The sequence below is a fragment of the Pseudomonas sp. GYB4201 genome (genome assembly GCF_056312595.1).
The window spans coordinates 202294-228172 of the sequence record NZ_JBWGIG010000003.1 but is presented as its reverse complement, the minus strand read 5'-3'; the positions used below and the strand labels follow the sequence as shown (position 1 = coordinate 228172).

General features: G+C 59.7%; 26 protein-coding genes and 1 pseudogene. 15 read left to right on the top strand and 12 right to left on the bottom strand.

Annotation, left to right across the window (positions count from 1 at the left end):
• Positions 1 to 27: 27 nt before the first annotated feature.
• The 3 genes from AC0Z2B_RS04485 to AC0Z2B_RS04475 form a co-directional block, all read right to left on the bottom strand.
• Positions 28 to 993, bottom strand: a complete 966-nt coding sequence (locus AC0Z2B_RS04485) for a WD40 repeat domain-containing protein (protein WP_476295311.1) — start codon at positions 991 to 993, stop codon at positions 28 to 30.
• A gap of 141 nt (positions 994 to 1134) precedes the next feature.
• Complete coding sequence (locus AC0Z2B_RS04480; RefSeq protein WP_416424151.1) at positions 1135 to 1623, bottom strand: acyl-CoA thioesterase; 489 nt, start codon at positions 1621 to 1623, stop codon at positions 1135 to 1137.
• A 213-nt stretch (positions 1624 to 1836) separates the two neighbouring features.
• On the bottom strand, positions 1837 to 2745 hold the full coding sequence (locus AC0Z2B_RS04475; protein ID WP_476295309.1) for a LysR family transcriptional regulator: 909 nt from the start codon (positions 2743 to 2745) through the stop codon (positions 1837 to 1839).
• Positions 2746 to 2838: 93 nt separating this feature from the next.
• Between AC0Z2B_RS04475 and AC0Z2B_RS04470 the strand changes: the two genes are divergently transcribed.
• The 7 genes from AC0Z2B_RS04470 (at position 2839) to AC0Z2B_RS04440 (ending at position 9069) form a co-directional block, all read left to right on the top strand.
• Positions 2839 to 3792, top strand: coding sequence for a ketopantoate reductase family protein (locus AC0Z2B_RS04470; protein WP_476295308.1), 954 nt, complete (start codon positions 2839 to 2841; stop codon positions 3790 to 3792).
• Complete coding sequence (locus AC0Z2B_RS04465) at positions 3789 to 4175, top strand: VOC family protein (protein ID WP_476295307.1); 387 nt, start codon at positions 3789 to 3791, stop codon at positions 4173 to 4175. Before AC0Z2B_RS04470 ends, AC0Z2B_RS04465 begins: the two co-directional genes overlap by 4 nt.
• A gap of 8 nt (positions 4176 to 4183) precedes the next feature.
• Positions 4184 to 4639: a MaoC family dehydratase gene (locus AC0Z2B_RS04460; RefSeq protein WP_476295305.1), complete on the top strand. Its 456-nt coding sequence runs from the start codon at positions 4184 to 4186 to the stop codon at positions 4637 to 4639.
• The gene (locus AC0Z2B_RS04455) at positions 4636 to 5868 is read left to right on the top strand and encodes a CaiB/BaiF CoA transferase family protein (RefSeq protein ID WP_476295304.1); all 1233 of its coding nucleotides are present in this window, start codon (positions 4636 to 4638) and stop codon (positions 5866 to 5868) included. Before AC0Z2B_RS04460 ends, AC0Z2B_RS04455 begins: the two co-directional genes overlap by 4 nt.
• Positions 5865 to 6683: a shikimate dehydrogenase gene (gene aroE, locus AC0Z2B_RS04450; RefSeq protein WP_476295302.1), complete on the top strand. Its 819-nt coding sequence runs from the start codon at positions 5865 to 5867 to the stop codon at positions 6681 to 6683. Before AC0Z2B_RS04455 ends, aroE begins: the two co-directional genes overlap by 4 nt.
• A gap of 84 nt (positions 6684 to 6767) precedes the next feature.
• Positions 6768 to 7649 carry a helix-turn-helix domain-containing protein gene (locus tag AC0Z2B_RS04445; protein ID WP_476295300.1) on the top strand — a complete coding sequence of 294 codons (882 nt, stop codon included), beginning with the start codon at positions 6768 to 6770 and terminating at the stop codon, positions 7647 to 7649.
• Positions 7650 to 7800: 151 nt separating this feature from the next.
• A complete protein-coding gene (locus AC0Z2B_RS04440; protein ID WP_476295299.1) occupies positions 7801 to 9069 on the top strand; it encodes a DUF1479 domain-containing protein in 1269 nt (422 codons plus the stop codon).
• 124 nt (positions 9070 to 9193) lie between these two features.
• Here AC0Z2B_RS04440 and AC0Z2B_RS04435 read toward each other — a convergent pair whose 3' ends face one another.
• The 4 genes from AC0Z2B_RS04435 to AC0Z2B_RS04420 all read right to left on the bottom strand — a co-directional run bounded on the left by AC0Z2B_RS04435 (position 9194) and on the right by AC0Z2B_RS04420 (position 12851).
• Positions 9194 to 9664, bottom strand: a complete 471-nt coding sequence (locus AC0Z2B_RS04435; protein WP_476295298.1) for an arsenate reductase ArsC — start codon at positions 9662 to 9664, stop codon at positions 9194 to 9196.
• A gap of 16 nt (positions 9665 to 9680) precedes the next feature.
• The gene (locus AC0Z2B_RS04430) at positions 9681 to 10964 is read right to left on the bottom strand and encodes an arsenic transporter (protein ID WP_476295297.1); all 1284 of its coding nucleotides are present in this window, start codon (positions 10962 to 10964) and stop codon (positions 9681 to 9683) included.
• 102 nt (positions 10965 to 11066) lie between these two features.
• Positions 11067 to 11417: a metalloregulator ArsR/SmtB family transcription factor gene (locus tag AC0Z2B_RS04425; RefSeq protein ID WP_476295296.1), complete on the bottom strand. Its 351-nt coding sequence runs from the start codon at positions 11415 to 11417 to the stop codon at positions 11067 to 11069.
• Between the two features lie 192 nt (positions 11418 to 11609).
• A complete protein-coding gene (locus AC0Z2B_RS04420) occupies positions 11610 to 12851 on the bottom strand; it encodes an MFS transporter (protein ID WP_476295295.1) in 1242 nt (413 codons plus the stop codon).
• An 89-nt stretch (positions 12852 to 12940) separates the two neighbouring features.
• Here AC0Z2B_RS04420 and AC0Z2B_RS04415 point away from each other — a divergent pair, with 89 nt between their 5' ends.
• Together AC0Z2B_RS04415 and AC0Z2B_RS04410 are read left to right on the top strand one after the other, a co-directional pair.
• On the top strand, positions 12941 to 13096 hold the full coding sequence (locus AC0Z2B_RS04415) for a hypothetical protein (RefSeq protein ID WP_476295368.1): 156 nt from the start codon (positions 12941 to 12943) through the stop codon (positions 13094 to 13096).
• A pseudogene (locus AC0Z2B_RS04410) lies at positions 13048 to 13248 on the top strand (transposase); the annotation flags it as partial. The gene AC0Z2B_RS04415 and the pseudogene AC0Z2B_RS04410, both read left to right, overlap by 49 nt.
• A gap of 176 nt (positions 13249 to 13424) precedes the next feature.
• Here the strand turns inward: AC0Z2B_RS04410 and AC0Z2B_RS04405 are convergent.
• Together AC0Z2B_RS04405 and AC0Z2B_RS04400 are read right to left on the bottom strand one after the other, a co-directional pair.
• Positions 13425 to 14279 (bottom strand): aldo/keto reductase, encoded by an 855-nt coding sequence (locus tag AC0Z2B_RS04405; protein ID WP_476295294.1) that lies wholly within the window; start codon positions 14277 to 14279, stop codon positions 13425 to 13427.
• Positions 14280 to 14439: 160 nt separating this feature from the next.
• A complete protein-coding gene (locus tag AC0Z2B_RS04400; protein WP_476295367.1) occupies positions 14440 to 15654 on the bottom strand; it encodes an MFS transporter in 1215 nt (404 codons plus the stop codon).
• Positions 15655 to 15804: 150 nt separating this feature from the next.
• Between AC0Z2B_RS04400 and AC0Z2B_RS04395 the strand changes: the two genes are divergently transcribed.
• The 6 genes from AC0Z2B_RS04395 to AC0Z2B_RS04370 all read left to right on the top strand — a co-directional run bounded on the left by AC0Z2B_RS04395 (position 15805) and on the right by AC0Z2B_RS04370 (position 22083).
• Positions 15805 to 16578 (top strand): AraC family transcriptional regulator, encoded by a 774-nt coding sequence (locus AC0Z2B_RS04395; protein ID WP_476295292.1) that lies wholly within the window; start codon positions 15805 to 15807, stop codon positions 16576 to 16578.
• Positions 16579 to 16729: 151 nt separating this feature from the next.
• Positions 16730 to 18085: a PBS lyase gene (locus AC0Z2B_RS04390; protein ID WP_476295291.1), complete on the top strand. Its 1356-nt coding sequence runs from the start codon at positions 16730 to 16732 to the stop codon at positions 18083 to 18085.
• Between the two features lie 290 nt (positions 18086 to 18375).
• The gene (locus AC0Z2B_RS04385; RefSeq protein ID WP_476295289.1) at positions 18376 to 19326 is read left to right on the top strand and encodes a hypothetical protein; all 951 of its coding nucleotides are present in this window, start codon (positions 18376 to 18378) and stop codon (positions 19324 to 19326) included.
• 104 nt (positions 19327 to 19430) lie between these two features.
• Positions 19431 to 20141 (top strand): DUF5677 domain-containing protein, encoded by a 711-nt coding sequence (locus AC0Z2B_RS04380; RefSeq protein ID WP_476295288.1) that lies wholly within the window; start codon positions 19431 to 19433, stop codon positions 20139 to 20141.
• A gap of 93 nt (positions 20142 to 20234) precedes the next feature.
• Positions 20235 to 21125 (top strand): FRG domain-containing protein, encoded by an 891-nt coding sequence (locus tag AC0Z2B_RS04375; RefSeq protein WP_476295287.1) that lies wholly within the window; start codon positions 20235 to 20237, stop codon positions 21123 to 21125.
• Positions 21126 to 21333: 208 nt separating this feature from the next.
• Positions 21334 to 22083, top strand: a complete 750-nt coding sequence (locus tag AC0Z2B_RS04370) for a hypothetical protein (RefSeq protein ID WP_476295285.1) — start codon at positions 21334 to 21336, stop codon at positions 22081 to 22083.
• Positions 22084 to 22685: 602 nt separating this feature from the next.
• Here the strand turns inward: AC0Z2B_RS04370 and AC0Z2B_RS04365 are convergent.
• Genes AC0Z2B_RS04365 through AC0Z2B_RS04355 form a run of 3 tightly spaced genes read right to left on the bottom strand, consistent with a single transcriptional unit; the run spans position 22686 to position 25872 of the window.
• Entirely contained in the window at positions 22686 to 24296 is a 1611-nt protein-coding gene (locus AC0Z2B_RS04365; RefSeq protein ID WP_476295283.1) for a gamma-glutamyltransferase family protein, read from the bottom strand.
• A gap of 27 nt (positions 24297 to 24323) precedes the next feature.
• Positions 24324 to 25103, bottom strand: a complete 780-nt coding sequence (locus AC0Z2B_RS04360) for an amino acid ABC transporter ATP-binding protein (protein ID WP_476295281.1) — start codon at positions 25101 to 25103, stop codon at positions 24324 to 24326.
• Between the two features lies 1 nt (position 25104).
• Positions 25105 to 25872 (bottom strand): amino acid ABC transporter permease, encoded by a 768-nt coding sequence (locus AC0Z2B_RS04355; RefSeq protein ID WP_268141578.1) that lies wholly within the window; start codon positions 25870 to 25872, stop codon positions 25105 to 25107.
• Between the last annotated feature and the right edge of the window lie 7 nt (positions 25873 to 25879).

Here is a 25879-nt window from a genome sequence, read left to right as displayed (position 1 = left end):
AGAGGGTTGGCCGGGCCAAGCGGCTACTCATTCAGGGGTCCCGCGCTGGAAGTAAGCAAGAATCTCACACCCATCGCCCACCGGCACATGCCCAACCGTTCTGCGCTTGCCAATGTCCACCACACTCACAGTGGCGTCGTTTTCATTGGCAACCAGCAAGTAATCCTGCGCCGGGCTGAAGCACCCGTCCAATGGCTTGTCACCCAACTCGGCATTGAACAACCACTGCAGATGCTCATCGAAAAAACTCACCACCGGCTCAAAGTCACCTATCACCGCCAGTATCCGGCCATCGGGACTGAAGCGCACCACCTGCCCGGGGCGCTGGTGGCCGGGCAGTTCGAGGGTGCGCAGCAGGCGGTGCTGCTCGGTGTCGACGACGTACAACACCGGCCGATCCTGTGCGGTGGCCACTACCCAGGGATGGCGTGGTGATGCGTCGATGCCGTTCAAGGGGCCTGGCATAGCCAGGGCTGCAGGCGCCTGGCCGGGTTCGCGCAGGTCGACGGCATAGAGTTGGCCATCCTCTTCGCTTTCAGCCCATAGCTGGTCGGCGTGCTGCAGCGGCGTGAGGCGGTGCACATTCTTCGAGGGGACGTGGATATGGCCCACGATCTGGTCCTGGGCAGGGTCGATGATGAGGATCGTCGCGCTGTTTTCACAGCACAAGTACACCCGGCCATCACGGCCCAGGCGTCCGGTGTGGGGTGACACATAGGGCAGGGTGTCGATGAACCCGCTCAGGCGGCGGCTATCAAGGTCGATCACGGCGACCTGGTGGTTGGGGTGGGGGTTGTCGCCGTGGATGCCGTCACCGTAGATGGGCATGTAGGCCTTGCGCAGGTGCTCAAGCACGAGCAATTCATGGGGCCGTGAAGGCAAGTCGGTGATGGCGGCGCTGACTGAGAGGTCCACGGGGTTCAGGAACAGGACCTGCTGGCCCTGTTTGTCGACGGCGATTATTTCCTGCCCGGCAGTGTGTTTGAGGTTCATCAGATTCATCCTGTGCTGACGGCAAGCAAGCGTTGAATGTAGTGATGGAGAGCCTCGCGACGGCTTTAGTTCAAGTGGATTGCCCCGGGCTGCCGAGTGTACTTTGCTGCCGCTACACGTCCCGGCAACGGTTCTGGTTGGCTACAACGCACCCACTTCGCGGATCTGCGCGTACTTGGCCTGCAACTCTTGCCGCTGTTGCTTGCGCAACTGCCCCTGGGCATAGCGCCGGCGCTCGGTGAGGGTGTCAGGCTGCAAGGGGCGCACGGGGCAGGGGCGGCCGTCGGTGTCCACCGCCACCATGGTGAAGTAACAGCTGTTGGTGTGGCGCACGGTGCGCTCGTGGATGTTCTCGGTCATGACCTTCACGCCTACTTCCAGCGAGGTGCGCCCGGTGTAGTTGACCGAGGCCAGGAAGGTGACCAACTCGCCCACGTGGATGGGCTCCTTGAAGATCACCTGGTCAACCGACAGGGTGACCACGTAGCGGCCGGCGTAGCGCTTGGCGCAGGCGAAGGCCACTTCATCGAGCATTTTCAGCAGGGCGCCGCCATGCACGTTGCCGGAGAAGTTGGCTTTGTCGGGGGTCATGAGCACGCTCATGCTCAGTTGGTAGCTGCCAGGTTCCATATCCACCTCATCACGGGCTCAGGTGCGGCGAAAGGTAGCAGTCCTCGAAGATAGTTAGCTAGCTAACATAATGAAAGAGTGCTTTTCCAGTCCAGTAACAATGGCTGATTCCACCTAGCAGGGTTGGGCGTAGCAGCTGCCGAAGGCTGCGTCCCGCCCCTCAGAAATCGATGCTGGCCGACCTCAGCAAAGAATGCCCATGTAACCGGCATGTCAGCCGCGAGCCTTGAACAGCTTTACCATCACCGTGCGCAACCAGCGGTTGCCGGTGTCCAGGTGATACCGCGCATGCCAGTGCTGCTTCACTGCAAAGCCCTCTATCGCCACTGGGCAATCGTGCACGCTCAAGCCATGTGCCGCAGCCAGGGTCTCACCGATATGCCGGGGCAGGGTGGCGATCAGGTCGGTGCTGCCGATGATCGCGCCAAGGCCCAGGAAACCGGGGAGTTCCAGGATGATCTGGCGCTCGATGCCTTGGCGCGCCAGGGCGGCTTCCAGCAGCTTCTGGCCGGTACCCGCGGTGACCAGCACGTGGCCTTCGGCCTGGTAACGCGGCAGATCAAGGGGCGTGCCCAGGCGGGGGTGGCCGGCGTTGCTCAGGCATACCCAGTCCTGGGGGAACAGCACCTGCTGGTACATGCCGCCGCCCAGCCAGGGCACGAAGCCCACGGCAAGGTCCGCCTCGCCAGACTCCAGGGCGCGCTCGGTGTTGCCGTCGATGCGCGCAGCCTCAAGGCGAATGCCTGGCGCTACCTGGCGCAGGTGCTCCAGCAGCCGTGGCAGCAGGGTGATGTGGCTGGCGTCGCTGATGCACAGGCGGAACCGCCGTTGCGCGGTGGCCGGGTCGAAGTCTGGCGCGTGGCTGGTCAACCTGCGCAATGACTCCAGCACCTCGCGGCACGGCCCGATCAGGGTCTCGGCCCGGGGCGTGGGCGCCATGCCACCCGGCGTGCGCACGAACAGCGGGTCATGCAACTGCTCGCGCAAGCGGCCCAGCCAGATGCTGATGGTGGGTTGGCTCTGGCCCAGTTGTTCGGCGGCGCGGGTGACGCTGCGGGTGTCGTAGAGCACGCTGAACAGCTGCAGCAGCTTGGGTTCAGGCAGCGTGAGGAAGTCGACCATTATTAAAATTCACAATAGAGCTATTGCGGTCATTGTATAGCTCAACAATGCCCCCGCGCATAGAGTGGCCCCACAACAACAGGAGGCCACCCCTTGAAAGTATGCATTCTGGGCGCAGGCGCGCTGGGCTGCGCCATCGGCGCAACCCTGAGCGAGGCCGGCCACGAGACCTGGCTGCTCAACCGCAACGCCGGGCATGTCCAGGCCATCAATGAACACGGCCTCAGGGTGCTGGACGAGGGCGGTGAGCGCGCGGTCAAGATCCGCGCCAGTACCCACGCCGACCTCATCGGCGCGGTTGATCTGGTGGTGGTGTTGGTCAAATCCTTCCACACCGCACAGGCCATTGCCGGCGCCCAAGCGTTGGTCGGGCCCGACACTCTGGTGCTGTCGCTGCAGAACGGCCTGGGCCACGAGGACATCCTCGCCGAGGCGGTAGGGCGCGACAAGGTGCTGGCCGGCAAGACCTACGTCGGCGGCGTGTTGCTGGCTCCCGGCGTGATCCGCGCCGGCGTGGCCGGCAAACACACCTACATCGGTGAGCTGGACGGCAGCCTCAGCGACCGCGTGCAGGCCATCGCCGACGCCTTCAACGGCGCCGGGCTGGCCACTACGGTCAGCGAAAACATCGTCGGCACCATGTGGGACAAGCTGCTGGTCAACGTCGCCACCGGTGCGCTCACCGGCATCACCCGGCTGACCTACGGCCAGCTCTACAGCGAGCCGCTGCTCAAGGCCGTGTCGCTGGCGGCGGTGGCCGAAGCCATCGCCGTGGCCACCGCCGCCGGCGTGCAACTGAGCCTGACCAACCCCGGCGCCGCCTGGAACCTGGCCGCCGAGGGCCTGCCCGCTGCCTTCAAGACGTCGATGCTGCAGAGCCTGGAAAAGGGCTCGGTCACCGAAATCGACTTCATCAACGGCTCCGTCGTGCGCTGGGGCCAGCGCCACGGTGTGCCCACGCCCGTCAACGAGACCCTGGTGGCCTGCATCAAGGGCATCGAACGGGCGATGACCGATCACCATCAACAAGAGGAAGCCAAGTCGTGAGCATTCCCAAAGCTTATGTGGAACACGTGGCCGTCTGGGTCAAGGACATCCACTGGCACATCCGTTTCTTCCACGAGGTGTTCGGCATGACCCTGCGCGAAGTGCAGGGCACCGTCGAGGAGCCCATCCAGTACTGGACCCTGGGCGGCATGCAGTTCATGAGCAAGCCCGACCATGACGCACCCGAAGGCCGCCTCGGCCACCTGGGCGTGATGTGCGAAGACCTGGAGTACGCCCTGGCCGCCGCCCACAAGTTTGACGTCAGCGTCATGCCCCAAGGCCGCAACTGGCTGCGCCTGCCCGACGGCCTGGCGGTGGAATTCATTCAAGCCTCGCCGGTTGCCTGTGTGGCACAGGCCCTGGCCATCAACCCTCGTTCGTGAGCTGCCCCATGACCACACAAGAAAAATACTGGGACGACGCCCGTGAAGGCGACGAATGCACCAGCCCGGAATACACCGTCACCAAGGAACGCATCCTGGCCTACGCCGACCTCACCGGTGACCACACCCCGGTGCACGTCGACGAAGCCTACGCCAACGCCAGCCACTTCGGCTGCCTGGTGGCTCACGGGCTGTTCGGCCAGAGCATCGCCGATGGCCTCAAGACCCAGAGCGACTACCGCTTCCTGCCGGGCATGAGCCTGGGCTGGACTTGGGACTTCGTGTTGCCGATCAAAGTCAACGACGTGCTCCACGTGAAATTCCGCGTGGGCAGTATGCGTGCCAGCAACAGCAAGCCGGGCTGGGGCATCGTCGTCCTGCCTTCGGAACTGATCAACCAGCACGGCCAGGTCGTGCAACGCGGTGAACACCGCCTGATGGTGCCACGGAGACCGCACGCATGAGCCAGCCACTGCCTTTGAAGGGCATTCGAGTCATTGACTACAGCCACTTCCTGGCCGGCCCGTACGTGGGGCGCTGCCTGGCGGCCCTGGGCGCCGAAGTGATCAAGGTGGAACGTCCCGGCAGCGGCGACGCCGGCCGCCAGCACGCCTTCACCCTGGACGAGCACCAGAGCGGCTACTTCCTGCAACTGAACATGGGCAAGCAGGGCGTCAGCGTCAACATGAAGGATGCACGCGGCAAGGCGTTCATGCAGAAGCTGTGCGATTCGGCCGACGTGTTCATCGAGAACTACCGCCCCGGCGCCCTGGAAAAACTCGGCCTGGGCTATCCGGAGCTGTCGGCGCGCAACCCCAAGCTGGTCTATTGCTCGATCTCGGCCTACGGCCACACCGGCCCCGACGCCCACCGCGCCGGCTTCGGCCTGATCGCCGAGGCCAAGAGCGGCATCATGCAGATGGTCGGCAACCCCGGCGAAGCGCCGCCGCTGCTGCGCATCTCGCTGGGCGACATGTACACCGGCATCCACGCGGTGGCGGCCATCAATGCCGCCTTGCTGGGGCGGGTCAATAGCGGCCGCGGCCAGCACATCGACATGGCGCTGTACGACACCCTGGTGTCCATGCACGAGTACGCGGTGCAGTGCTATACCCTGTCCAACGGCGAGATCGTGCCCCAGCAGACCGGCCACGACATGCCCACTTCCACCCTGTACGGCGTGTTCCGTGCCGCCGACGGTGACCTGGTGATCGCCGCGCAGGTGGACGATGCCTGGAAGCGCTTCGCGGTGATGCTGGAGGCCAATGGCGGCCCGGCAGGCTTTGGCAGTGACACGCGGTTCCACAGCCTCAACGGCCGCAACACCCACCGGGTGGAAATCCTCACGGCGGTGAAGGCCTGGGTCGCCGCCAACCCGGTGGCGCGCATCCTGTCGTTGCTCGACGAGATCGACGTGCCCAGCGCCAAGGTGCAACGCATTGACGAGGTCATCGCCGACCCGCAGATCAAGGCGCGGAATATGGTCGTAGAGCAACAGCACCCTCGTTACGGTACCTTGCGCATGCCGAACCTGCCGTTCCGTTTCTCCGACTGCGACACCACGATTCATCAGGTGGCCCCCGACCTTGGCGAGCACAACGCCCAGGTGGCGGCCGAACTGGGCTTCAGCGCGGACGAAATCGCGGCGATGCAGGCCGACGGCGTGCTGTTTTCTCATGGAGGTGAACAATGACAGACCGTTATAGCGTGATCGGGCGCCCGATCAACCACACCAAGTCGCCGCTGATTCATGGCCTGTTTGCCGAGGCGACCGAGCAGGACCTTGAATACGGCGCCATCGAAGGCGAACTGGAAGGCTTCGAAGCCCAGGTGCTGGGCTTCCGCGACGGCGGCGGGCGCGGCATGAACATCACCGCGCCGTTCAAATTGCGCGCCTATGAGCTGGCCGATGCGCGCAGCGAGCGCGCCACCCTGGCCAAGGCCTCCAACGCGCTGAAGTTCGAGCACGGCAAGGTCTACGCCGAGAACTTCGACGGCATCGGCCTGCTGCGTGACATCGAGCACAACCTGCAAGTGCCGCTGGCCGGCCGCCGCGTGCTGGTGCTGGGCGCCGGCGGTGCGGTGCGCGGGGCGTTGCTGCCGTTCCTGGCGGCGGGGCCTGCGCAGCTGGTCATCGCCAACCGCCATGTGGCCAAGGCCCATGCCCTGGCCGCAGAAGTGAACGATGAGCGCGTGCACGTCAGCAGCTATCAGGCGCTGGCCGGTCAACGCTTCGACCTGGTGGTCAACGCCACGTCGGCCAGCCTCACGGGTGAGTTGCCGCCGGTGACCGCCGAGGTGTTCGACGGTGCGCTGTTGGCCTATGAACTCGCCTACGGCAAGGGCCTTACGCCGTTCCTGCGGCTGGCGAGGGAAGCCGGCGTAGAGCGCCTGGCCGATGGCGTCGGCATGCTGGTGGAGCAGGCCGCCGAGGCCTTTGAATGGTGGCGTGGTGTGCGCCCCGAAACCCGCCCGGTCATTGACCGCCTGAACGTGCCGCTGGAGTAACGCCGAGCACCCAACGGGGCGGGAACCCGGATAGCTGGTACGATTGTGGCGTATTCACCCGATGCCTGTACGGAATCACGTTGTATGAAGCCCAGTTTTGAAAAGGTCCCCACCGCCGCCAACGCGTCCTGGACGCTGTTACACCGGCGGCTGAACGACGAAATTCCCTTTGAATGGCACCACCATCCCGAATATGAGCTGACCCTGACCCTCAACAGCCGCGGTCACCGTTACATCGGCAGCGACGTGCAGCCCTATGACGATTGCGACCTGACCCTGGTGGGGCCCAACGTGCCGCACAGCTGGTGCTCTGCCGAAGGGGTCGACCCCGGCCAGCCGCATGTGGCCTTCGTCATCTGGTTTTCCGAGGCCTGGGCCCAGTCGTTGATGGGGCTGTTTCCGGAGCTGGGCCGGTTGCGCAACCTGCTGGCCGCCGCCCAGTGCGCCTTGACGTTCAGCCCCGGCTTTGCCCGCGAGTTGCGGCCGGTCATCGAGGGAATGGTCGAGCAGGATGACCCACAGCGCCTGGTCTCGTTGCTGCAGGTGTTGACCCGTCTGCTTCACGACGGCGACGCGCAGCCTACTGCCCCTGACCAGTGGACGGCGGTTGCCGGCACCCAGGGCGAGGATGCGCGTCTTCATCGGGTGCTGGACCATATCCACGTGCATTACACCAAGCCGCTCACGGTGCCGGTGCTGGCCGAGATGGCGTGTGTCAGCGTGTCGGCGTTCCACCGCATGTTCCGGCGCCACACCCGCGGCACGGTGCTGGAGTACATTGCGCGTCTGCGCATAGGCCGGGCGTGTGCGCTGCTGCTGGCAAGCGAGACGAACATTGCCACGGTGGCCGAGGCGGTGGGTTATTCCTCGGTGGTGTTTTTCAACCGCCAGTTCAAGGCGCACAAGGGCATGACCCCGACTGAATTTCGTCGCCAGCATGGCCGACGTTTTCTTCAGGGCGCCTGAGACGGTCCCAGCGCGACAATTGTACTGAAAGACGCGCCAATCCTGACTCCCGCCTGCTCGGAGGCGAGTGTATCTATACAGGCGCTGGAAACACGCTGGCCCCTGCATGCCGAGGGGCTTTACACCGCAATGACCCGAGTCAGTCAAACCCATGAAAAACTACCAGGCGTTCGAGAGCGCCGACCTTCCCGACAATTACAAAGACAACGTGATCACCATGAAACGCGTGCTGCGCGCGCAGATCGGTGATGTAGACGCACTGTTCGCTGAAGTCAGTGCGTTTATCGAAGGCGAAATCGCGTCCATCCGCGCGCAGGAAGCCGCCACCGGCTGCGGCTGGGCGGTGCTGGAATACGACGCCATCGCCCGTGGAGAGGTAACCCCGGAGCAGTTGGCGCTGATCAAGCGGCGCGGTTGCCTGGTGGTCAGGAACCATTTCCCGCGCGAACAGGTGCTGGGCTGGGACCAGGCCTTGCTGGATTATCTGGACACCAACGCGTTCGACGCCACCTATCGCGGGCCGGTCGACCAGTTCTTCGGCAGCCTGGAGGCCTCCAGGCCCGAGATTTTTCCCATCTACTGGTCGCCGTCGCAGATGCAGTTGCGCCAGCATGAACGCATGGCCACGGCGCAATCGTTCCTGAACCGCCTGTGGAAGACCGAGTCCCAGGGACAGGCCTGGTTCAACCCCGACGTCAACGCCTTGTACCCGGACCGGGTGCGCCGCCGTCCGCCGGGTACCCGCTCCAAAGGCCTGGGGCCGCACACCGATTCCGGCGCGCTGGAACGCTGGCTGCACCCGGCGTACCTGAAGGTGTTCGACAAGATCTACCGCAACGACTTCAAGGCATATGACCCGTGGGACGCGGCCTACCGTACCGACGTCGAGGAATACGCCTACAAGGACACGGTCAAGTGCTCGGCGTTCCGCACGTTCCAGGGTTGGACGGCGCTGTCGGACATGCAGGCGGACCAGGGCGTGCTGCACACGCTGCCCATTCCCGCCGCCATGGCCTATATGCTGCTGCGCCCGCTGCTCAATGACTTGCCCGAGGATGAGCTGTGTGGCGTGGCGCCGGGCAAGGTGCTGCCGGTGTCGGAGCGGTGGCATCCGTTGCTGGTCAAGGGGCTGACGGCGATCCCCGACGTCCGCGCGGGCGACTCGGTGTGGTGGCACTGCGACGTGATCCACAGCGTTGCCCCCGTCGAGGACCAGCAAGGCTGGGGCAACGTGATGTACGTGCCCGCCGCGCCCATGTGCCCGAAGAACCGGCGCTATGCGCGGGACGTGTTCAAGGCGTTCGAGCAAGGTGCTTCGCCGTACGACTTCCCGCCCGAGGATTACGAGGTGAGCTGGAAAGACCGCTTCACCGTGGATCAGCTCAATGACATTGGCCGCAAGGGGTTGGGCGCTGAGTGAAGCCGCGTCGTCCGCATCGCGACTAAAGTCGGCTCCTACGGTGGACGAGGTAGGAGCCGGCCTTGGCCGCGATGCAGGCGCCCCGGTACAAGGGTTGCCGTAGGCTGCTGCGGCATGTTCAGGCTTACAGTGTGCCAATGCGCGCCAGCTCCTTGCTCAGCTCGTCACGATTCAAGGCATCCAAGGGCAGGGCAAGCAAGGCGCCTACCCGTTCGCGGATCTTGGCCAAGGTCTGCTGGAACGCCCGTTCAATCTGCTGCTCGGTGCCGCTCACCGCAGAAGGGTCGGCCAGCCCCCAATGGGCCTTGAGCGAGGGGCCGAAATACACCGGGCAGGCTTCGCCGGCGGCGCGGTCGCAGACGGTAATGACGATGTTTGGTGGCGCGCCCTCAAAGGCATCCGAGGCCTTGCTGTACAGGCCGTCGGTGGCAATGCCCGCGGCAGCCAGGGTGCGCAGCGCCCGGGCGTTGACCTGGCCACTGGGGGAACTCCCGGAGCTGACCGCCACTGTGCCCGCTGGCGCCAGGTGGTTGAACAGGGCCTCGGAGAGGATGCTGCGGCAGCTGTTGTGGGTACACATGAACAGCACTTTCATGACGGGCGTCCTGGGTTCAAAGGCTGAGGCGCAAGGCAAGTGCGCACAGCGTGGCGACAAGGATGGGAAGCGTGAGCACGATCCCGGTTCTGAAGTAGTAACCCCAGCTGACGGTGATGCCTTTTTTCGCCAGCACATGCAGCCATAGCAGGGTGGCCAGGCTGCCGATGGGGGTGATCTTGGGGCCCAGGTCGCAGCCAATGACATTGGCGTACACCATGGCCTCATGCACCACGCCAGACGCGTCGGCGGCATGAATCGCCAGCGCGCCCACCAACACGGTGGGCATGTTGTTCATGATCGAGGACAGTGCTGCACTCAGCAGCCCGGTGCCCAGGGCCGCCCCCCATACACCGTGCTGGGCGAACACGTTGAGCAGCTGCGCGATGTAATCGGTGAGGCCGGCGTTCTTCAGGCCGTAGACCACCAGGTACATGCCCAGGGAGAAGACCACCACCTGCCATGGCGCGCCCTTGAGCACCTTGCCGGTGTCGATGGCGTGGCCCCGGGCGGCAATCAGGTACAGCACCACCGCACACGCGGCGGCGGTCGCGCTGATGGGCACCCCCAATGGCTCCATGACAAAGAAGCCGATCAGCAGCGCGGCCAACACCCACCACCCGGCGCGAAACGTCCCGCGGTCACGAATGGCTTCCCGAGGGGCTTTCAGTTGCCCCAGGTCATAGACCTGGGGCAGATCGGCGCGAAAAAACCACAGCAGCATGCCCAGGGTGGTGGCGATGCTCACCAGGGTGACCGGCACCATCACGCCGGCGTAGCGGGTGAAGCCAAGGTCGAAATAGTCAGCCGAGACGATGTTCACCAGGTTCGACACCACCAGTGGCAAGCTCGCGGTGTCGGCGATAAAACCCGCGGCCATGACAAAGGCCAGGGTCGCGGCCGGCGAGAAGCGCAGGGCCAGCAGCATGGCGATGACGATGGGGGTGAGGATCAGCGCGGCACCATCGTTGGCGAACAGCGCCGATACAGCGGCGCCCAGCAGAATGATAAAGGCGAACAGCCGCCGGCTGCTGCCACCGCCCCAGCGCGCCACATGCAGCGCGGTCCATTCAAAGAACCCGGCTTCGTCAAGCAGCAGGCTGATGATAATGACCGCGATAAAGGCCGCGGTGGCGTTCCAGACGATGTGCCACACCTGTGGAACGTCCCCCAGGCTCACCGTGCCACTGAGCAGTGCCAGCACCGCGCCAAAGGTGGCGCTCCAACCGACGCCAAGGCCTTTTGGCTGCCAGATGACCAGGATGATGGTAAGGGTGAAGATGAGGAGCGCGGGCAACATGCGAGGTATCGGGGGTAGGGGGCTAATATTATATGAATATACGTATAACCATATATACAGTAAAGCCCGCGGCACTGATGTACTGCTGTCAGTTACAGGCCGTCAGCAGCAAGCCTGCTGGCGAACCGGGCGGCCCTCCATGGACTCCAGGCGACGGCGGTCGCCGTGCACCCAAGGCAGATTGGCGTCCAGGGTCAGTTGCAAGACCTCCAGCACCCACTGTGGCAACTCCGGGTGCAAGCGGTAGTAGACCCACTGGCCCTGCCGACGGTCTGCCAGCAGCCCGCAAGCCCGTAGCTGGGCCAGGTGCCGGGAAATTTTTGGCTGGCTGTCCTCGAGCGCGGCGATCAGCTCGCAGACGCAAAGCTCACCTTCGGCCTGCACCAGCAGCATGATGCGCGCCCGGGTCTCGTCGCCAAGGCATTTGAATACGGCGGGGGGGGAGATGCTCATGTTGCTGCTTCCGTAGGTTGTGGTGCGTATATGCGTATTTACGCATGTGTTTGTGGTTTTCGGAAGAGGAGCGGATTGATTGCCTGGGGTTTAGCGGTGTGCCTGGCGAACGGTGGTGCCTGGGGCGCGGCCTGGTGGCCGCTGCTACGGGATGTCCCCCATTCGCCGGCGTAGGTATCGACCATGCGCTGCTCATGGCGGGGAATCACCTGGCAGTCCTCGTTGCTCCACTCCGAGGCTCGAATGCTCGGCACGACTGCCGCCTTGGGCAAAACACCACGTTGCGAACGCCCCTAGCAGCGCAGTCAGCACAGCTAGAATCAGAATGACGTGCTGGGTACCAATAGGCGCGGCCAACACGGCCACCAACAAACCTGCCAGCGGCTGGGACATGTTGTTTAGAAGCGTGATCACGCCGACGGTCTTGCCGAAATCCTGGGGAGGTATTGCCCGCTGCCGGACCGTGCGCATGTAGACATTGAACATTTTATCGAAGGCGACGATTAACAGAAAACCCAATGCATAACCTTGCAGGCCCTGACTCAGTGCGGTAACGAACGCGCCACATGCGATCATCGAGTATCCAACACCGCCGAGCATTCGCAGCGGCATCGTGACCCGGGCGAGCACGAACAGAATCACAATTGTCGTGACCGCACCCGCCGCCTGCAGCGCTGCGTAACTGTCCTTGGCGGCGCCATACTGACCAATAACCATGGCGGCCGAAGTCGCCAGTGTGACGCCAACGATCAAGTTGACACCCACCGCTAGCGTGATGATCTTTTGCAGCTCGCTCAGGTTGCGGATATGACCGAACGCGATCTTCAAGGGCTGCAGCCAGATGTCCTGATGCTGCTCAAACGTCGCCGGCGTGATTGGGCTAAAACGTTGCCACACCATCATGCTCAGGTCTGCCAGCAGAAACAGTCCGGCGGTGCACAGTACCACCCAGTGCCACGCCCAGACCTCCAACATCAATGCCGCAAGCAAGGGCCCCAGCACCAGTCCTGTCTGGTCGGCGATCTGCGAGTAGGACAAGGTTTTGGTGTAACTGTAGTGTTGGAAGATATGCGGCATCAGCACCTCACGGGCCATGATGCCTTGCGTGGTCAGCACGCCGCACAGCGCCGACAGTGCAATGAGCCAGCCGATACCACCGAAGACCCCATACAGCGACATCGCCAACACGCAGAGCGACGCCCGGCAGATTTGACTGATACGCAGGATCGTGATGGGCGAGAATTTGTCGCACAGAGCGCCGCACAGGGGGAAGGCGAGGAACCGTGGCAGGGACTCGACGAAAAACGCGAGCCCCGCCCAGGACGCACTGTGGGTGGCCTGGAACACAACCAGTGGCACGATGAATAACAGAATCTGATCCGCCAGCCTCGATAGGAAAAGGGATGTAAAAAACGCGAGGTATTCCTTACGCATCGCAAGCTCCTGTGGGTGAACGAAGTGGCGTGATCGCGTGCCCGTCTTCCTTGAAGGTGACTGGCCGTACCTGTGGATCGACGCCACCTATGGAGGTGTTCGAGGCGGTCAGCGATAATCCACAGGCCAAGCTGTCGGCCGTGATCAACTCAACGGCAAACTTACTGGCGAATGTCGTGATGAGTTACTCCACTTTCAAAACCCTTGGCAATGAGGGACCAATGAAAATACCAATGGCCTGCTGAGACAGTATTTTCCGAAAGGTATCGACATCTCCGTCTACTCGCAGGAGCAGCTCAACGATGCAGCCCGGATGCTGAATCAACGTCCACGAAAAACACTAAACTATGAGACGCCAGCTGAGAGATTCAGCCAATGCGTTGCGTCTACCGGTTGAATCCACAGCCGATAGCGGACTGTAGTGGCCGGCGGCTTCCGCCCCATTTCTGATGGCCAGCCCCAGTACTGTAGCCGCTGCCGCAGGCTGCGCTGGCCTTCAACCACACTGGAAATCTCTAGCGTACCCAGCGGCCAGCGCAGCCTGGCGGCAGCGGCTAAAGCGGGTGGCTGGGCTCATAGGCCAAGCTCGATCGTATTTGGGTCAGGCCCCAAGCGGCCAGTCTGTTGAAGCCTCGAAATCATTTCCATGTCGCGCATAGTCAGTTCAAAGCCAAAGACATCGAGGTTGGCCGCCATGCGCTGTGGGTTCGTCGAGCGTGGGATCGGTACATGGCCATTCTGCAGGTGCCAACGCAGAACGACGTGGGCTGGCGTTTTATCGTAGCGCTGGGCGATCTCGGAGAATAGCGGCATTGAAAGCAGGTCACCGCCTTGCCCCAACGGGCTCCAGCACGCGGTTGTGATGCCGTGCTCATGACACCATTTGCTCAAGTTGGCCTGGTTGAAGTCAGGATGGATTTCGATCTGATTGACGGAAGGGACTACACCGGTGTCATCAATGACGTGCGCCAAGTGCTCGACATTGAAGTTGGACACGCCGATGGATCGGACTCGCCCCTCCTGCTTTAAACGCACGAAAGCTTTCCACGTCTCGCGATACTTGGCTTTCTTGGGGATGGCCCAGTGAATAAGGTACAAATCCAGGGTTTCAACTCCCAGGCGCTGCATGCTGGAGTCAAATGCGCGCATGACGCTGTCAAAACCCTGGTCGGCATTCCACAGCTTGGTTGTGATGAAAATCTGTTCGCGGGGCACCTCGCTATCGGCCACCGCTCGGCCAACACCGGCTTCATTGCCGTAACTCGCCGCCGTATCAATATGCCGGTAGCCGGCTGCCAGTGCTGCTTTGCAAGCTTCATACGCTTGGGCATCATCCAGTTTCCAGACACCGAATCCCAATTGCGGAATCTGGACGCCGTCGTTGAGAGTAATCAGTGGCGCGGGAGCTATGCGTGGCTGGCGTTCCATGTCCATCAGGTCCTGGTGGGAATTCATAAAGGTAGAGGCGATGACCGTAACGGCGCGCGAAGATCCTTTTCAAGTCGTTTGAGGGCGTCTTCATATTGATTTCATTTTCTTCCTGGCAGGCTGATTGGCAAGGGCCTTGAAAACCTCAAGGCCCGTTTCCTCAAACGTTTTTGGTGGAGGGCAGCAGGACCGTCAGCACACCGAACAGTGGTAGGTAGGAACACAGGGTGTAGACGTATTCAATGCCATGCACATCAGCGAGATGCCCCAACAGTGCGGCACCAATGCCGCCGAAGCCGAACATCAGACCGAAGAACACCCCGGCGATCATCCCGACGTTACCCGGTACCAATTCCTGGGCAAACACCACGATGGCGGAGAACGCCGAGGCCAGCACGAAGCCGATCACCATGCTCAGTACGCCGGTCCAGAACAGGTCGACATACGGCAGGGCCAAGGTAAATGGCGCTACGCCCAGGATGGAGAACCAGATGACTTTCTTGCGGCCGATCTTGTCGCCGATAGGCCCGCCGAAGAACGTGCCTGCTGCCACCGAAGCGAGGAACAAGAACAGGTAAAGCTGGGAGGTGGCCACCGAGAGTTGGAATTTCTGGATCAGGTAGAAGGTGAAGTAGCTGGTGAAGCTGGCCATGTAGAAGTACTTGGAAAACACCAGCAGTGCCAGTACCACCAAGGCGAATGTCACTCGACGTTTGGACAGGCCGTGGGTAGCCTGGCCACCTTGCTTGAGCTTGAACAGGCTCATGTGATCGCGATACCAGCGGCTCAAGCCAAACAGCACGGCAATGGCGAAGGCGGCGAACAGGCCGAACCAGGCGACGTTAGCTTGACCGTACGGGATGATGATCGCCGCCGCCAACAGGGGGCCAAAGGCACTACCCGCGTTGCCGCCCACCTGGAAGGTTGACTGCGCCAGGCCATAGCGCCCGCCGGAAGCCAGGCGTGCGACCCTTGACGTCTCGGGGTGAAAGGTGGAGGAGCCGACACCTACCAACGCGCAGGCAACCAGAATGGCAGGGAAGCTGCCGACGAAGGCCAGCAGGACAATGCCAATCAACGTACAAACCATGCCAGCAGGCAACAGCCATGGTTTGGGATGGCGGTCGGTGTGGTAGCCGATCCAGGGTTGTAGGAGTGAAGCGGTGAGCTGGAAGGTCAGTGTTATCAGGCCGACCTGGGTGAAACTCAGGCCGTAGTTGGCCTTTAGCAACGGATAGATCGACGGAAGCACCGCTTGAATCAAGTCATTGATCAAATGAGCCAGTGCGCAGGCGCCGATGACGCGCATCACCAGGGGGCTGGCTTGGCTGGCGACCGATGCAGAAGTCGCAGCCGTGGTTGTGGGAGAGGCCATTGAAGTCTTCCGGCGAGTAAAAGAAGGCGCGCCCGAACAGTTGTTCCAGAGGCGCACGTAGCAGAAGCTTTTGCTTCAGCGCTATCCTAAATTCATCCGTGCACGAGTTTCTCGCGAGATTCGGTAAGTAACTATCGCAAAAAGGGCGCCATGGTCAGGCCACTCAATGAGTTTCTACGAGAGATAGACGGCGGCACCTGGTCCGTCGTCAGCAGTGCAACTGACTATCCGGAAGGGTGGATCATCGCGCCTCACAGTCACGCCAAACATCAGCTGATCTACGCCATCGAAGGGGTCATGGTGGTGTCCTCCAGCCTTGGCCAATGGACGGTCCCCTCAAATCGCGGCATCTGGATGCCTGCTGGCGAGGTTCACGCTATTCGATGTGTGGGCGAGGTGAAGATGCGTAGTGTGTTCATTCAGCCTGACGAACATGACTCGCTGCCTGCCGATACCAAAGCCGTGAGCATCTCCGCGTTGTTGAGTGAGTTGATCAAGGTATCTATCGACATCAGGCCCCAGGAATCACCCACTCAACGTGAGGCGCGGATCCTGGGGTTGATCCTGGACGAGCTCTGTATTCTCCCGACCCTGCCTCTGCACTTGCCGCAGCCATCGGATGTCCGCGTCAGCTCTTTATGCGCCGCACTTCAACGCGAGCCTGGCGATTGTTCCACGCTGGGGGATTGGAGCGACCGGCTCCAGCTCGATGAGAAGACCATCCAGCGCATTTTTCGCCGAGAAACGGGCATGACGTTCGGGCAATGGCGTCAGCAAGCACGCCTACTGCTTGCCCTGGAGCGAATCGCGTTGGGGCAGAAGATCATCGACATCGCGTTGGAACTGGGGTACGACAGCCCCAGTGCGTTCACGTCAATGTTCAAGAAACAGTTCGGTAAAACCCCGAGCGAGTTTTTTCGCTGACCGCCAGGCTCTTGGTGATGAGTTGCTGCTCGAATGCCCGCTTGTGGCCGGAAGCGGTCATTCAGACTGCTTCTGCTGCTGCCCCGCGATCTGTGACCACGATCTACTGTATATTTCGGTTCAGATGGAAATGTTGCGAAGGGATCGAAGCGTGGTAGCAATACAGGAATGGTTAGCTCGACTGCAAAATCATCAGGCGCCCGTCACGCAATGGGCGGCTCAGCGTCGTGACGAAGCTGCGCATTTGCTCGGCAATGCAGAGGAGAGTGGAAACTGGATAGCACTGACTACCCACTACAACGGCTTCATTCGCGAAGTCGCCGTCAGGGCGCTACGGGACCAACCTTCTCCCGAAGCATTAGCAGCATTGATCGAGCGGTTGAACGATTGGGTGCCACAAATTCGCGATCTGGCAAAGGAAAGTCTGAATCATTACTTATCGCCCTCCCATGCTCAGGCCTTGTTGTTCGCGCTCGAACCCCTCATGGCGCTGGCTTCGCGTCACCGTGCAGACCACGGCCCTACGCTGAGCGCAGTGCGCAACACCCTTCAGGCGGCCGAGGTTCACTCTGATGTCTACGCAAACTTCCTGGCGCGACAAGGCAGCGCAGCTCGCTACCTGTTTGAATTGTTGGTGGAAAAAGATATCGATAAACAGACGCTTCTGCGAGACGCGCTGGCACATCGAGAATTAACTGTACGCCTCGCAGGCGTGGCTGCTTGCCAGGGCCTGCCGGATGCGCAAGCACTGAAATTGTTACGAGAAGCCCTTCCACGTCCAGGGGCGATGGTGCGTGTCTGCGTAATGCGTGCCCTGCTGCCGTTGCTGGAAAATCCCCAACCGTTGTTGTGCGCGGCCTTGCTGGATGACTCACGGTCCATTCGCAGCCTGGCGCGCTGGGAAGCAACGAAGCGCGATATTGATGCGCGGACCATATTGGCAGGACGACTGACGGAAGCCTTTCCCAAAGCAAAGCGCGGTTGGCTGGGTATCCTCGGGCTGGCAGCAGAGCTTGATGTCGAACTCGAACAACGCTGGTTGATGGCAGCTGCACGATCCAATTATCCCACCGTTCGACAAGCCGCTATGGGACACCTGAGCGAAGGACAATCGATTGAGCTGCTCGCGGCACTCGACGATCCATCGGATACCGTATTTCTTGCCGCTGTCGCCCAACTGAACAAACAACCGTGGGCTTCATTGCATACTGGGCTGGACGCCAAACTGGACCGGGATTGGCATGAGCTATCCGATATGCGCCGTCATACCCTCATGCGACTGCGTCCGAAATGGCAACAAGTAGCTTACCTGCTGGCACGGTTGACTACAGAGCCCACTGCACAAGTGTTTTGGGCAAAAAAGGTCGACCTGTGGTGCGAAGAGCAATATCAAGTTGTCGATCCGGTAACGTCTAGGTCCGAGCGGGGGGAACTGATTGAGCAACTCCGAGGCCTGGTCTCGGAAGGACTTATCAGCAGCACCAATTTCGCACGAATCTCGAAATGATGGGCGTGTATGGCATAGAGCATGGCGGCACCTCCCGGCCAGTAGCTGCCCTTCGCGAGGGGCAGCGTTCGACCCAAAGCTGCCGTTCGCATGAGGCAGAAAACGGTCAATAGCAGCCGACAAAACGATAGCAGGCACTTGCTCTAAATCACTGTAGCGGTCCTCTCGACAGGAAATACCGGTGTAGCCGCAATCCAGCGGGTGATCAGCTGAATTTCTAATGAGGCTGATATTTGACTCAACCGAGCCATCAAGGCAAAGTGCCATCCTTCAAGCGCTGGAAAATCGACATGGACCGCACAACCTATCTTCAGCAGGACGACATCAGGGATTTTGTGACTTGGTTGGTGACTAACCTACCTACGATGCCGATACACCTAAAGTTTTCTAAAAGCAAAAATTACGTCCCAGGTGGATTGGATAAGACCGTTACAGGGATTCAAGGCGCCCAGGCTTGCTATCAATGGGCAGGCGATTGGGAAACGGTGAGCACAAGAATTAAAGGCTTTAGGGAAGCAATACGACTTTCTGCACTAGCTGGCGATGAGGCCGCCACCTATAAGGTTTGCCGGGACATCCTAAAATGGGGAGGCGTCGACAACGCAGGTAGCATTAGTTTTCTCGATGCGCGCAAATCTAAGAAAGACCTAACCGCTTACCTGTTACGCGTCGAACCACTACTTGCACTCGACACGTCCAACCGGCTTTCCGATATTACAAAAGAGAAAGTCCTAGCCTACAACTCAGGGTTAACCAAAATTCATGCGCTGTTCGATACCACCGGTTCTCCTATCTATGACGGTCGTGTAGGTGCAGCAATCGCCGCCCTTTACCATCTATATCGGGAAACCCTAACAGAACCGACTGCGCCTATCGCAGACTACAGACGGTTTGCTATGGATGCAGGTCAGGGGTGTCAAATCCGGGACCCGCGCCAACTTTGGATCGGATTCGCAGGTACTCCAATGCTAAACCGCCAGAGACCTGCGGAGTGGGCTAGGCGGCAGGTTCAGCTTGGCTGGATTATGCGAGACGTGCTTGATAAATCGCCGAACCTTTTTTCCCACGTTTCAGAAATGAATCATCGATGCCATTGTTTTGAAGCAGGGCTATTCATGATGGGGTACGACTTGCGCGCACTCGTACCTGGAGGGTGGCAGATACCTGAGCCTCGGCAGTTGGTCGCAAAAAGAGAATCGATGAGAAAGTCTGCTGCGAAGCGTCGGGCTCGGAAAAAATAAAGAATGCTTTCCTAACAAAGGGCCGTCTTAGGACGACACGTTAAGAGTGTCTTGTCATTTGAAATGAAGTCTGCCCACTCCACAATCACTGGTTGAGTAAGAAAATGAACAACGAGAAATCTCTGAACGACTACGTAGTAAGTGGGTCTGAAAATGATCTAGCCAACGCCATAAAAGAAATTCAAAAAAAATTCACTACAGCGGAAGCGTGGGTTACAAAAAACATTCCGCGTACGAATGATAGTTTGGCCATGCATAACCTTTTAAAATGCAGCGCTCAATATCTAGATGTGTTGGTCGTGTCTATAAATAAGCATATTTCAATACTGGCACTCGCAACGCGCAGTCTCTACGAACTTAATCTACAGGTGCGTCTAATTTGTAGTGACCCTAAAAACATCCAAACTTGGTGCTCGGAAGTTATCACCGACAAAATACAGGTTATTGAAGGTGTTTTGGGCATACAAACGATTTCGGAGATGTCACCTCAGAGGGTCATCTTACGCAACGAGATACAAAGGCTGACTGACGTACGCAACAAGCATAACTTGCAGGTTATCAAATCGCCGGCGTCCGCGGGCGAGATAGCCAAGCAGCTAGGACTTTCAGAAAGCCATAAAAATCTCTACAAATTATTCTCTAAAATTGTCCACCCAAGTTCATATCTCGTGAATGACTACAGCAATGCCGCTTCGCCGCAAAATACAAGTATTTTGCAAATTCACGCTCAACTATACGCATGGGATACGCTCAATCGAATCGTCAGTCATTTTACAATCCCTGATAGCATTATCGATCACACAGTTACTTCATAACAAACCGCAATCACTTAGCCTCTATAAGGGTACGCCCGCCCTACACTGTAACGCGCACTTACAGTAAGCTGATTCAATCACCAAGGCTGCTCCATGATACGTTCGAAAAGATCAAAAAAAATCGACGAAGCCACAGATTTAATTTCCTATCTGGATTTGATTTATGGCTTCCCAAACAGCAACTCCGCTTTAAGCTGCTATCGTGGACAAGATGACAAATCTTGGACTGTGAAACCTTCGGTGATGCGTAGTCTAAAGGCGGACGCAGAAAATAACATCTTGAGCGAACTTTTGGTTGAAGCACCGAGCGAGTTTGGCTCTGATAGAAATATGTTCGACAAGCTTGTACGCGCGCAACACTACAGCCTACCTACACGGCTGCTAGATGTGACTTTAAATCCGCTCGTAGGTTTATATTTTGCCTGTAGCGATGAGAAAATGTTTGCTGTCGACGGTGTAGTGCACGTTTTCAACTTCCCTAAGGATAATGTGAAGTTTGCCGATAGTGATACTATAAGTATTATCTGCAACCTAGCCAGATTATCCGACGAAGAGCGGGCAGAGATATCAAACAACTATCGGAAGGTCGGATCAAAAGCCTCTGACTGGACAAAGGAAAAGAAAGGCGCTTTTCAATCTACCCCGGAAGTTAAGCGCCTTATGCAATTCGTCAGAGTCGAAAAGCCTTATTTTCTGGACGCCGTTAGGCCATCTGACTTATTCAGGTACTATTTCGTATATCCATTGAAAAACAATAAGCGCGTAATTGCGCAATCGGGAGCCTTCATTGCTGGAGGGCTTTTGCAGTATCGAGCAATACAGCGCGCCTTGGGTCTGACGCATAACAAAATTATTATTCCAGCCGCAAACAAACCCAAGGTTATCAAGCAGTTAGATGTGTTAAATATTAACTCGCGATCCTTGTTCCCGGAAATAGAATTTGCATCTACTTACATTAAGCGCAAATGGTCAGAAAAAATATAGCCACTTGCCGGAGGCCTGGTGGACTTCGACCTGACTATAGAGGACGTGCGTCATTCTTTACCCATCCAACAAAATGAAGGCAGTTGACGGGCCCCAACCGGATTGTAATCGCGCAAACGTTTAGCGACCAGGCTGGTACGATGTGATGCCGTAGATTCGGATTGGTACCGGGAATATGCCAACCCACTATTTAATTCAAGGAGGTATTGTGAGCAAACTCAATCAGGCATGGGCACTAGCTCTCGCATGGGCTTCTAAGAGAATTCGAAGCCCATTTTCAAATTTTGCCACAAAATTTGTGCTATTTTTAGGATCTGGAATAGTTGCCACCCCACTTTTAGAGCACCTGATCTTCAATGCTGTGTTAAAAAATTTCTTCGGAATAGATCTGGGAATTGAAGTTCCTGACACTCAGGCCTACATCGCGGGAGTAGTGCTGATAGCACTTTCTTTAACGCATAACTTGCTTTTCAATAAGCTGGATCACAGCTATCAAGTCAATATCAAAAATGTTGATACTTCAGTATATAAGTCCTTGTGGGATAAGCTAGATGCGGTCTTGGATGACACTGCTAGACTCAGTAATTTATACTCTACCTACTACTCCGTCCAAGACGATGAGTTAGCGCTTAAGGCGGAAGAGTCTATTATTTCCTGCGCGGATCACCTGAGAAAAAACAGACCATTTTATTTTTCGGATGATTTCTACGAAAAGTGCATATCAATATGTAATGATTCATATGTTGAGGCACGGTCATTTCGAGCTTGTATACAAGCTAAAAAAGAAGAGGAGTTGGCTATCGGTAGGGATGCTTCGTTATCAGAGAAAATTGAATATTACGAGAGGCACTATAACTACGACAGCGCTCGCAAAGAGGCGAAAAAGAACTTGGCTGACATTAAATCTCAATCGGAGAAAGTTTGCGTAGATATCAGGTCGCATATCGGGTTTATTTAACCACTGGAAGAAGCTCAATGGGTGCCTAAAGATGCTCCAATCACACTCCATACCTGCCAGCACTTCGTTAGAGGCGCATTAATGGGTTGGTGGGATCATATGGCCGAATCTCAGAGTAAGAGAATAGCCCATCTATACTGGCCGAAAGCTGTTGGACGTGAACGGCAGCAATTGGCCGATAGCTGCCTGTCGTGAACGACCTCTTCCCACAGCGGGCATTGCCTGTAGCTGAAGTAGACCGACCATGAATCTGTATCGCAGTCATGGAATAGACTTGGGCAGCGCTGTAAGCGCCGCCTTGGTACTCAACCGGAAGAACTCATGATCATGGTCGTTTTGGGCGGTGGGGTAGCTCTTGCACTAGCATTTTGTCTATCGTTAGCCTTCAACCTCGCCAGGACCACCATCTTGGTACTGACGACGATGCCAGCAATTATTCGGCTGGCCGATCCATAAGTATTCCCAGCAGCTTTGGATGAACTGGTGGTGGGCAGGTACGTTCGCATAGCGAGACAGCGGGGCACCGCCTGCGGCAGCGACGACTAGATGCCATCTGGTCATCGCTACCGCACCTCATATACACGATACGACGTGCCAGGCAATTACCACGCCGCAATATGCGAGTCGGCCCGCGGCTCGGTCCCTCCACATAGCACCCCGGTGCGAGGGTCTCGCAGGATGATCTGCCCGCGGCCGAACTCGATCGAGTCGCACGCCACGCTTACCTCATGCCCGCGCCTGGCCAGGCCTGCGGCCAAGGCGCGGGGGGCGGCCTGTTCGATGCCCACCTTGAGGCCGCCCAGCCACTGCCACCGCGGTGCGTCGAGGGCAGCCTGGGGGTTGAGACCGAAGTCCACCAGGTTCATCACCACCTGCACATGACCTTGGGGCTGCATGTAGCCGCCCATCACACCGAAGGGCCCCAGGGGCTCGCCGTTTTGGCTGAGGAAGCCGGGGATGATGGTGTGGAAGGTCTGCTTGCCCGGTGCCAGGCAGTTGGCGTGGGCCGGGTCGAGGCTGAACTCCGAACCCCGGTTCTGCAAGGCGATGCCGCTCTCGGGCAACACTACGCCCGAGCCGAAACCGTGGTAGTTGCTTTGGATGAACGAAACCATGTTGCCTTCGCCATCGGCGGTGGCCAGGTACACTGTGCCACTGGCGTGCGGGTCGCCGGGCAGAGGCGGCTGGGCGTGCTCGCCGATCTGCGCGCGACGCTGGGCGGCGTAGCGTTCGTCGAGCAGCGCGGCGGCGGATACGCGCATGTGCTCGGCGTCGGTGATGTAGTGCAGGCCATCGCTGTAGGCCAGTTTCATGGCTTCCAGTTGCTGGTGCCAGGTGCGCTGGCTGTCGCGCTGGTCGAAATCCATGCCCTTGAGGATGTTCAGAGTCATGAGCGCAATCAGGCCCTGGCCGCTGGGGGGCATTTCCCAGACATCCACGCCGCGGTAATTGAGGCTGATGGGCTGAACCCATTTGGGGCGGTAGTCGCGCAAATCAGCCATGCTCAGGTAGCCGCCTGTGGCCTGGGCGTGGGCAGCCAGGCGTTCGGCCAAGGGGCCGCGGTAGAAACTTTCGCAGCGGGTGCTGGCCAGTTCTTCGAGGGTGCGGGCCTGGGCCGGGTTGCGGAACAGTTCGCCAGGGCGTGGCGCGCACCCGTCGATCAGGTAGGTGTCGAACCAGGCTTGCAGCACCGGGTCGCGGTGTGGGCTGAACTCATTGAGGGCCAAGGCCCATTGCCGTGCTACCACGGGCGACACTGGAAAGCCGTCTTGGGCCAGCTCAATGGCCGGTTGCAGCAGCGCGTCGAACGGCAGCCGGCCGAAGCGCGCCGACAGCTCGGCCCAGGCCGCCGGCACTCCGGGCACGGTCACGGGTGTCCAGCCATACAGCGGCATCTGGCTGTGGCCGGCAGCCTTCACCGTCTCGATGTCCAGCGCCGCCGGGGCATGGCCGCTGGCGTCCAGCCCGTGCAGGGCGCCGCGGGTCCAGACCAGGGCGAAGGCGTCGCCGCCGATGCCGTTGCCCGTGGGCTCGACCACGGTCAGGGCGGCGGCGGTGGCGATGGCGGCGTCGATGGCGTTGCCGCCCTGGCGCAAAATTGCCAGGCCGGCTTCAGCGGCCAGCGGCTGCGAGGCGGCGACCATGCCCTTGCGCGCGTACACGCATTGCCGTTGGGAGCCGTAGGGGTAGTCATGGGCAGAGAAGTCGAACATAGGCAGTGCTCTCGAAAAGTCTGGGGGTTACAGCACGCGGCTGAGAAAGGCCTGGGTACGGGGATGTACAGGGCGGGTGAAGATCTGCTCCGGCGGACCTTCCTCTATCAGTTCGCCCTGGTCGAGCACCACCACACGGTCGGCGACCTCGCGGGCGAAGCCCATCTCGTGGGTGACCACGACCATGGTCATGCCGTCTTCGGCCAGCTCCTTCATCACCTGCAGTACCTCGCCCACGGTTTCCGGGTCCAGGGCACTGGTGGGCTCGTCGAACAGCATGGCCTGGGGTTTCATGGCCAGGGCACGGGCGATGGCCACGCGCTGCTGTTGGCCGCCAGACAGCATCGATGGATAGTGGTCGGCCTTGTCGGCCAGGCCCACCCGGGCGAGCAGGGCGCGCGCTTGCTCGATGGCGCTGGCGCGGGGCACACCCAGTACCTGAATCGGCGCCTCGATAATGTTTTCCAGCGCGCTCATGTGCGGGAACAGGTTGAAGCGCTGGAACACCATGCCGATGTCACGCCGCTGGCGGGCGATGTTGCGCTCCGAGTCGCGGGCCAGGCTGCCGTCGGCCCGCAGCTTGTAGCCCATGGGGTGGCCGTTGACGCGGATGCGCCCGCCCTGGATGTCTTCCAGCAGGTTGATGCAGCGGATGAAGGTGGTCTTGCCGGAGCCGGACGCGCCGATCAATACCACCACTTCGCCCCGGCGTACCTGCAGCGAAATGCCTTTGAGTATCTGCAGTTCGCCGAACGACTTGTGCACGTCCAGTGCTTCTATCACCAGTTCCGGATGGGGTTGGGTCATGTCAGCGGCCCCTCAGCAGTTTGCCCGCGCTGCGCCCGAAAAAGCGGCTGGCGGCGGGGGTGGGCCGGTCGGAGCGGCCGAAGCGCGCTTCCAGCCAGCGTTGGAAAAAGCCCCACAGGGTGGTCAGCAACAGGAAGTAGAGGGCCACCACCAAATACAGCTCGAACACACGGAAGGTCGCCGAGGTGACCATCTGTGTGCTGAGCAGCAGCTCCTGCACGCCGATCACGCTCACCAGCGTGGTGTTCTTGAGCATTACGTTGAACTCGTTGCCCAGTGGCGGCACGATCACCCGGAACGCCTGGGGCAGCACGATGCGGCGCATCAGCTTGCCGAAGGTCATGCCCAGGCAACGCCCGGCCTCGTACTGGCCCTTGTCCACGGCATTGATACCGGCGCGGATGATCTCGGCCATGTACGCGCCTTCGTTGAGCCCCAGGGCGATGATCGCCGCCTGCAGGTTGCCGGGCAGGATGAAGCCGCCCAGGCTCAGGTCTTCAAAACGAAAAACGCCGCCGGCCGCGAGCGCCGTGTACAGAAACACGATCTGCACCAGCAGCGGCGTGCCACGCATCAGCCACACGTAGAGGCGCACCGGGTATTGCAGGAACGGGCTGGCGGACAGGCGCATCAGCGCCGCCACCAGCCCCAGCACGCAGCCCAGCAGCATGGCCAGCACGGCAATCACGCAGGTCAGCCACAGCCCGTTCAGGTACACGCCGCTGGGTTGCAGCAGGTAGTGCCAGAACACATCCCAATTGAAATTCATGGCCGCC

Coding starts and splice junctions, on each gene's coding strand:
- AC0Z2B_RS04485 (WP_476295311.1), bottom strand. CDS start 993: ATGAACCTCAAACACACTGCCGGGCAGGAAATAATCGCCGTCGACAAA.
- AC0Z2B_RS04480 (WP_416424151.1), bottom strand. CDS start 1,623: ATGGAACCTGGCAGCTACCAACTGAGCATGAGCGTGCTCATGACCCCC.
- AC0Z2B_RS04475 (WP_476295309.1), bottom strand. CDS start 2,745: ATGGTCGACTTCCTCACGCTGCCTGAACCCAAGCTGCTGCAGCTGTTC.
- AC0Z2B_RS04460 (WP_476295305.1), top strand. CDS start 4,184: ATGACCACACAAGAAAAATACTGGGACGACGCCCGTGAAGGCGACGAA.
- AC0Z2B_RS04455 (WP_476295304.1), top strand. CDS start 4,636: ATGAGCCAGCCACTGCCTTTGAAGGGCATTCGAGTCATTGACTACAGC.
- aroE (WP_476295302.1), top strand. CDS start 5,865: ATGACAGACCGTTATAGCGTGATCGGGCGCCCGATCAACCACACCAAG.
- AC0Z2B_RS04445 (WP_476295300.1), top strand. CDS start 6,768: ATGAAGCCCAGTTTTGAAAAGGTCCCCACCGCCGCCAACGCGTCCTGG.
- AC0Z2B_RS04440 (WP_476295299.1), top strand. CDS start 7,801: ATGAAAAACTACCAGGCGTTCGAGAGCGCCGACCTTCCCGACAATTAC.
- AC0Z2B_RS04435 (WP_476295298.1), bottom strand. CDS start 9,664: ATGAAAGTGCTGTTCATGTGTACCCACAACAGCTGCCGCAGCATCCTC.
- AC0Z2B_RS04430 (WP_476295297.1), bottom strand. CDS start 10,964: ATGTTGCCCGCGCTCCTCATCTTCACCCTTACCATCATCCTGGTCATC.
- AC0Z2B_RS04425 (WP_476295296.1), bottom strand. CDS start 11,417: ATGAGCATCTCCCCCCCCGCCGTATTCAAATGCCTTGGCGACGAGACC.
- AC0Z2B_RS04420 (WP_476295295.1), bottom strand. CDS start 12,851: ATGCGTAAGGAATACCTCGCGTTTTTTACATCCCTTTTCCTATCGAGG.
- AC0Z2B_RS04415 (WP_476295368.1), top strand. CDS start 12,941: ATGGAGGTGTTCGAGGCGGTCAGCGATAATCCACAGGCCAAGCTGTCG.
- AC0Z2B_RS04405 (WP_476295294.1), bottom strand. CDS start 14,279: ATGGAACGCCAGCCACGCATAGCTCCCGCGCCACTGATTACTCTCAAC.
- AC0Z2B_RS04400 (WP_476295367.1), bottom strand. CDS start 15,654: ATGGCCTCTCCCACAACCACGGCTGCGACTTCTGCATCGGTCGCCAGC.
- AC0Z2B_RS04395 (WP_476295292.1), top strand. CDS start 15,805: ATGGTCAGGCCACTCAATGAGTTTCTACGAGAGATAGACGGCGGCACC.
- AC0Z2B_RS04385 (WP_476295289.1), top strand. CDS start 18,376: ATGGACCGCACAACCTATCTTCAGCAGGACGACATCAGGGATTTTGTG.
- AC0Z2B_RS04380 (WP_476295288.1), top strand. CDS start 19,431: ATGAACAACGAGAAATCTCTGAACGACTACGTAGTAAGTGGGTCTGAA.
- AC0Z2B_RS04375 (WP_476295287.1), top strand. CDS start 20,235: ATGATACGTTCGAAAAGATCAAAAAAAATCGACGAAGCCACAGATTTA.
- AC0Z2B_RS04365 (WP_476295283.1), bottom strand. CDS start 24,296: ATGTTCGACTTCTCTGCCCATGACTACCCCTACGGCTCCCAACGGCAA.
- AC0Z2B_RS04360 (WP_476295281.1), bottom strand. CDS start 25,103: ATGACCCAACCCCATCCGGAACTGGTGATAGAAGCACTGGACGTGCAC.
- AC0Z2B_RS04355 (WP_268141578.1), bottom strand. CDS start 25,872: ATGAATTTCAATTGGGATGTGTTCTGGCACTACCTGCTGCAACCCAGC.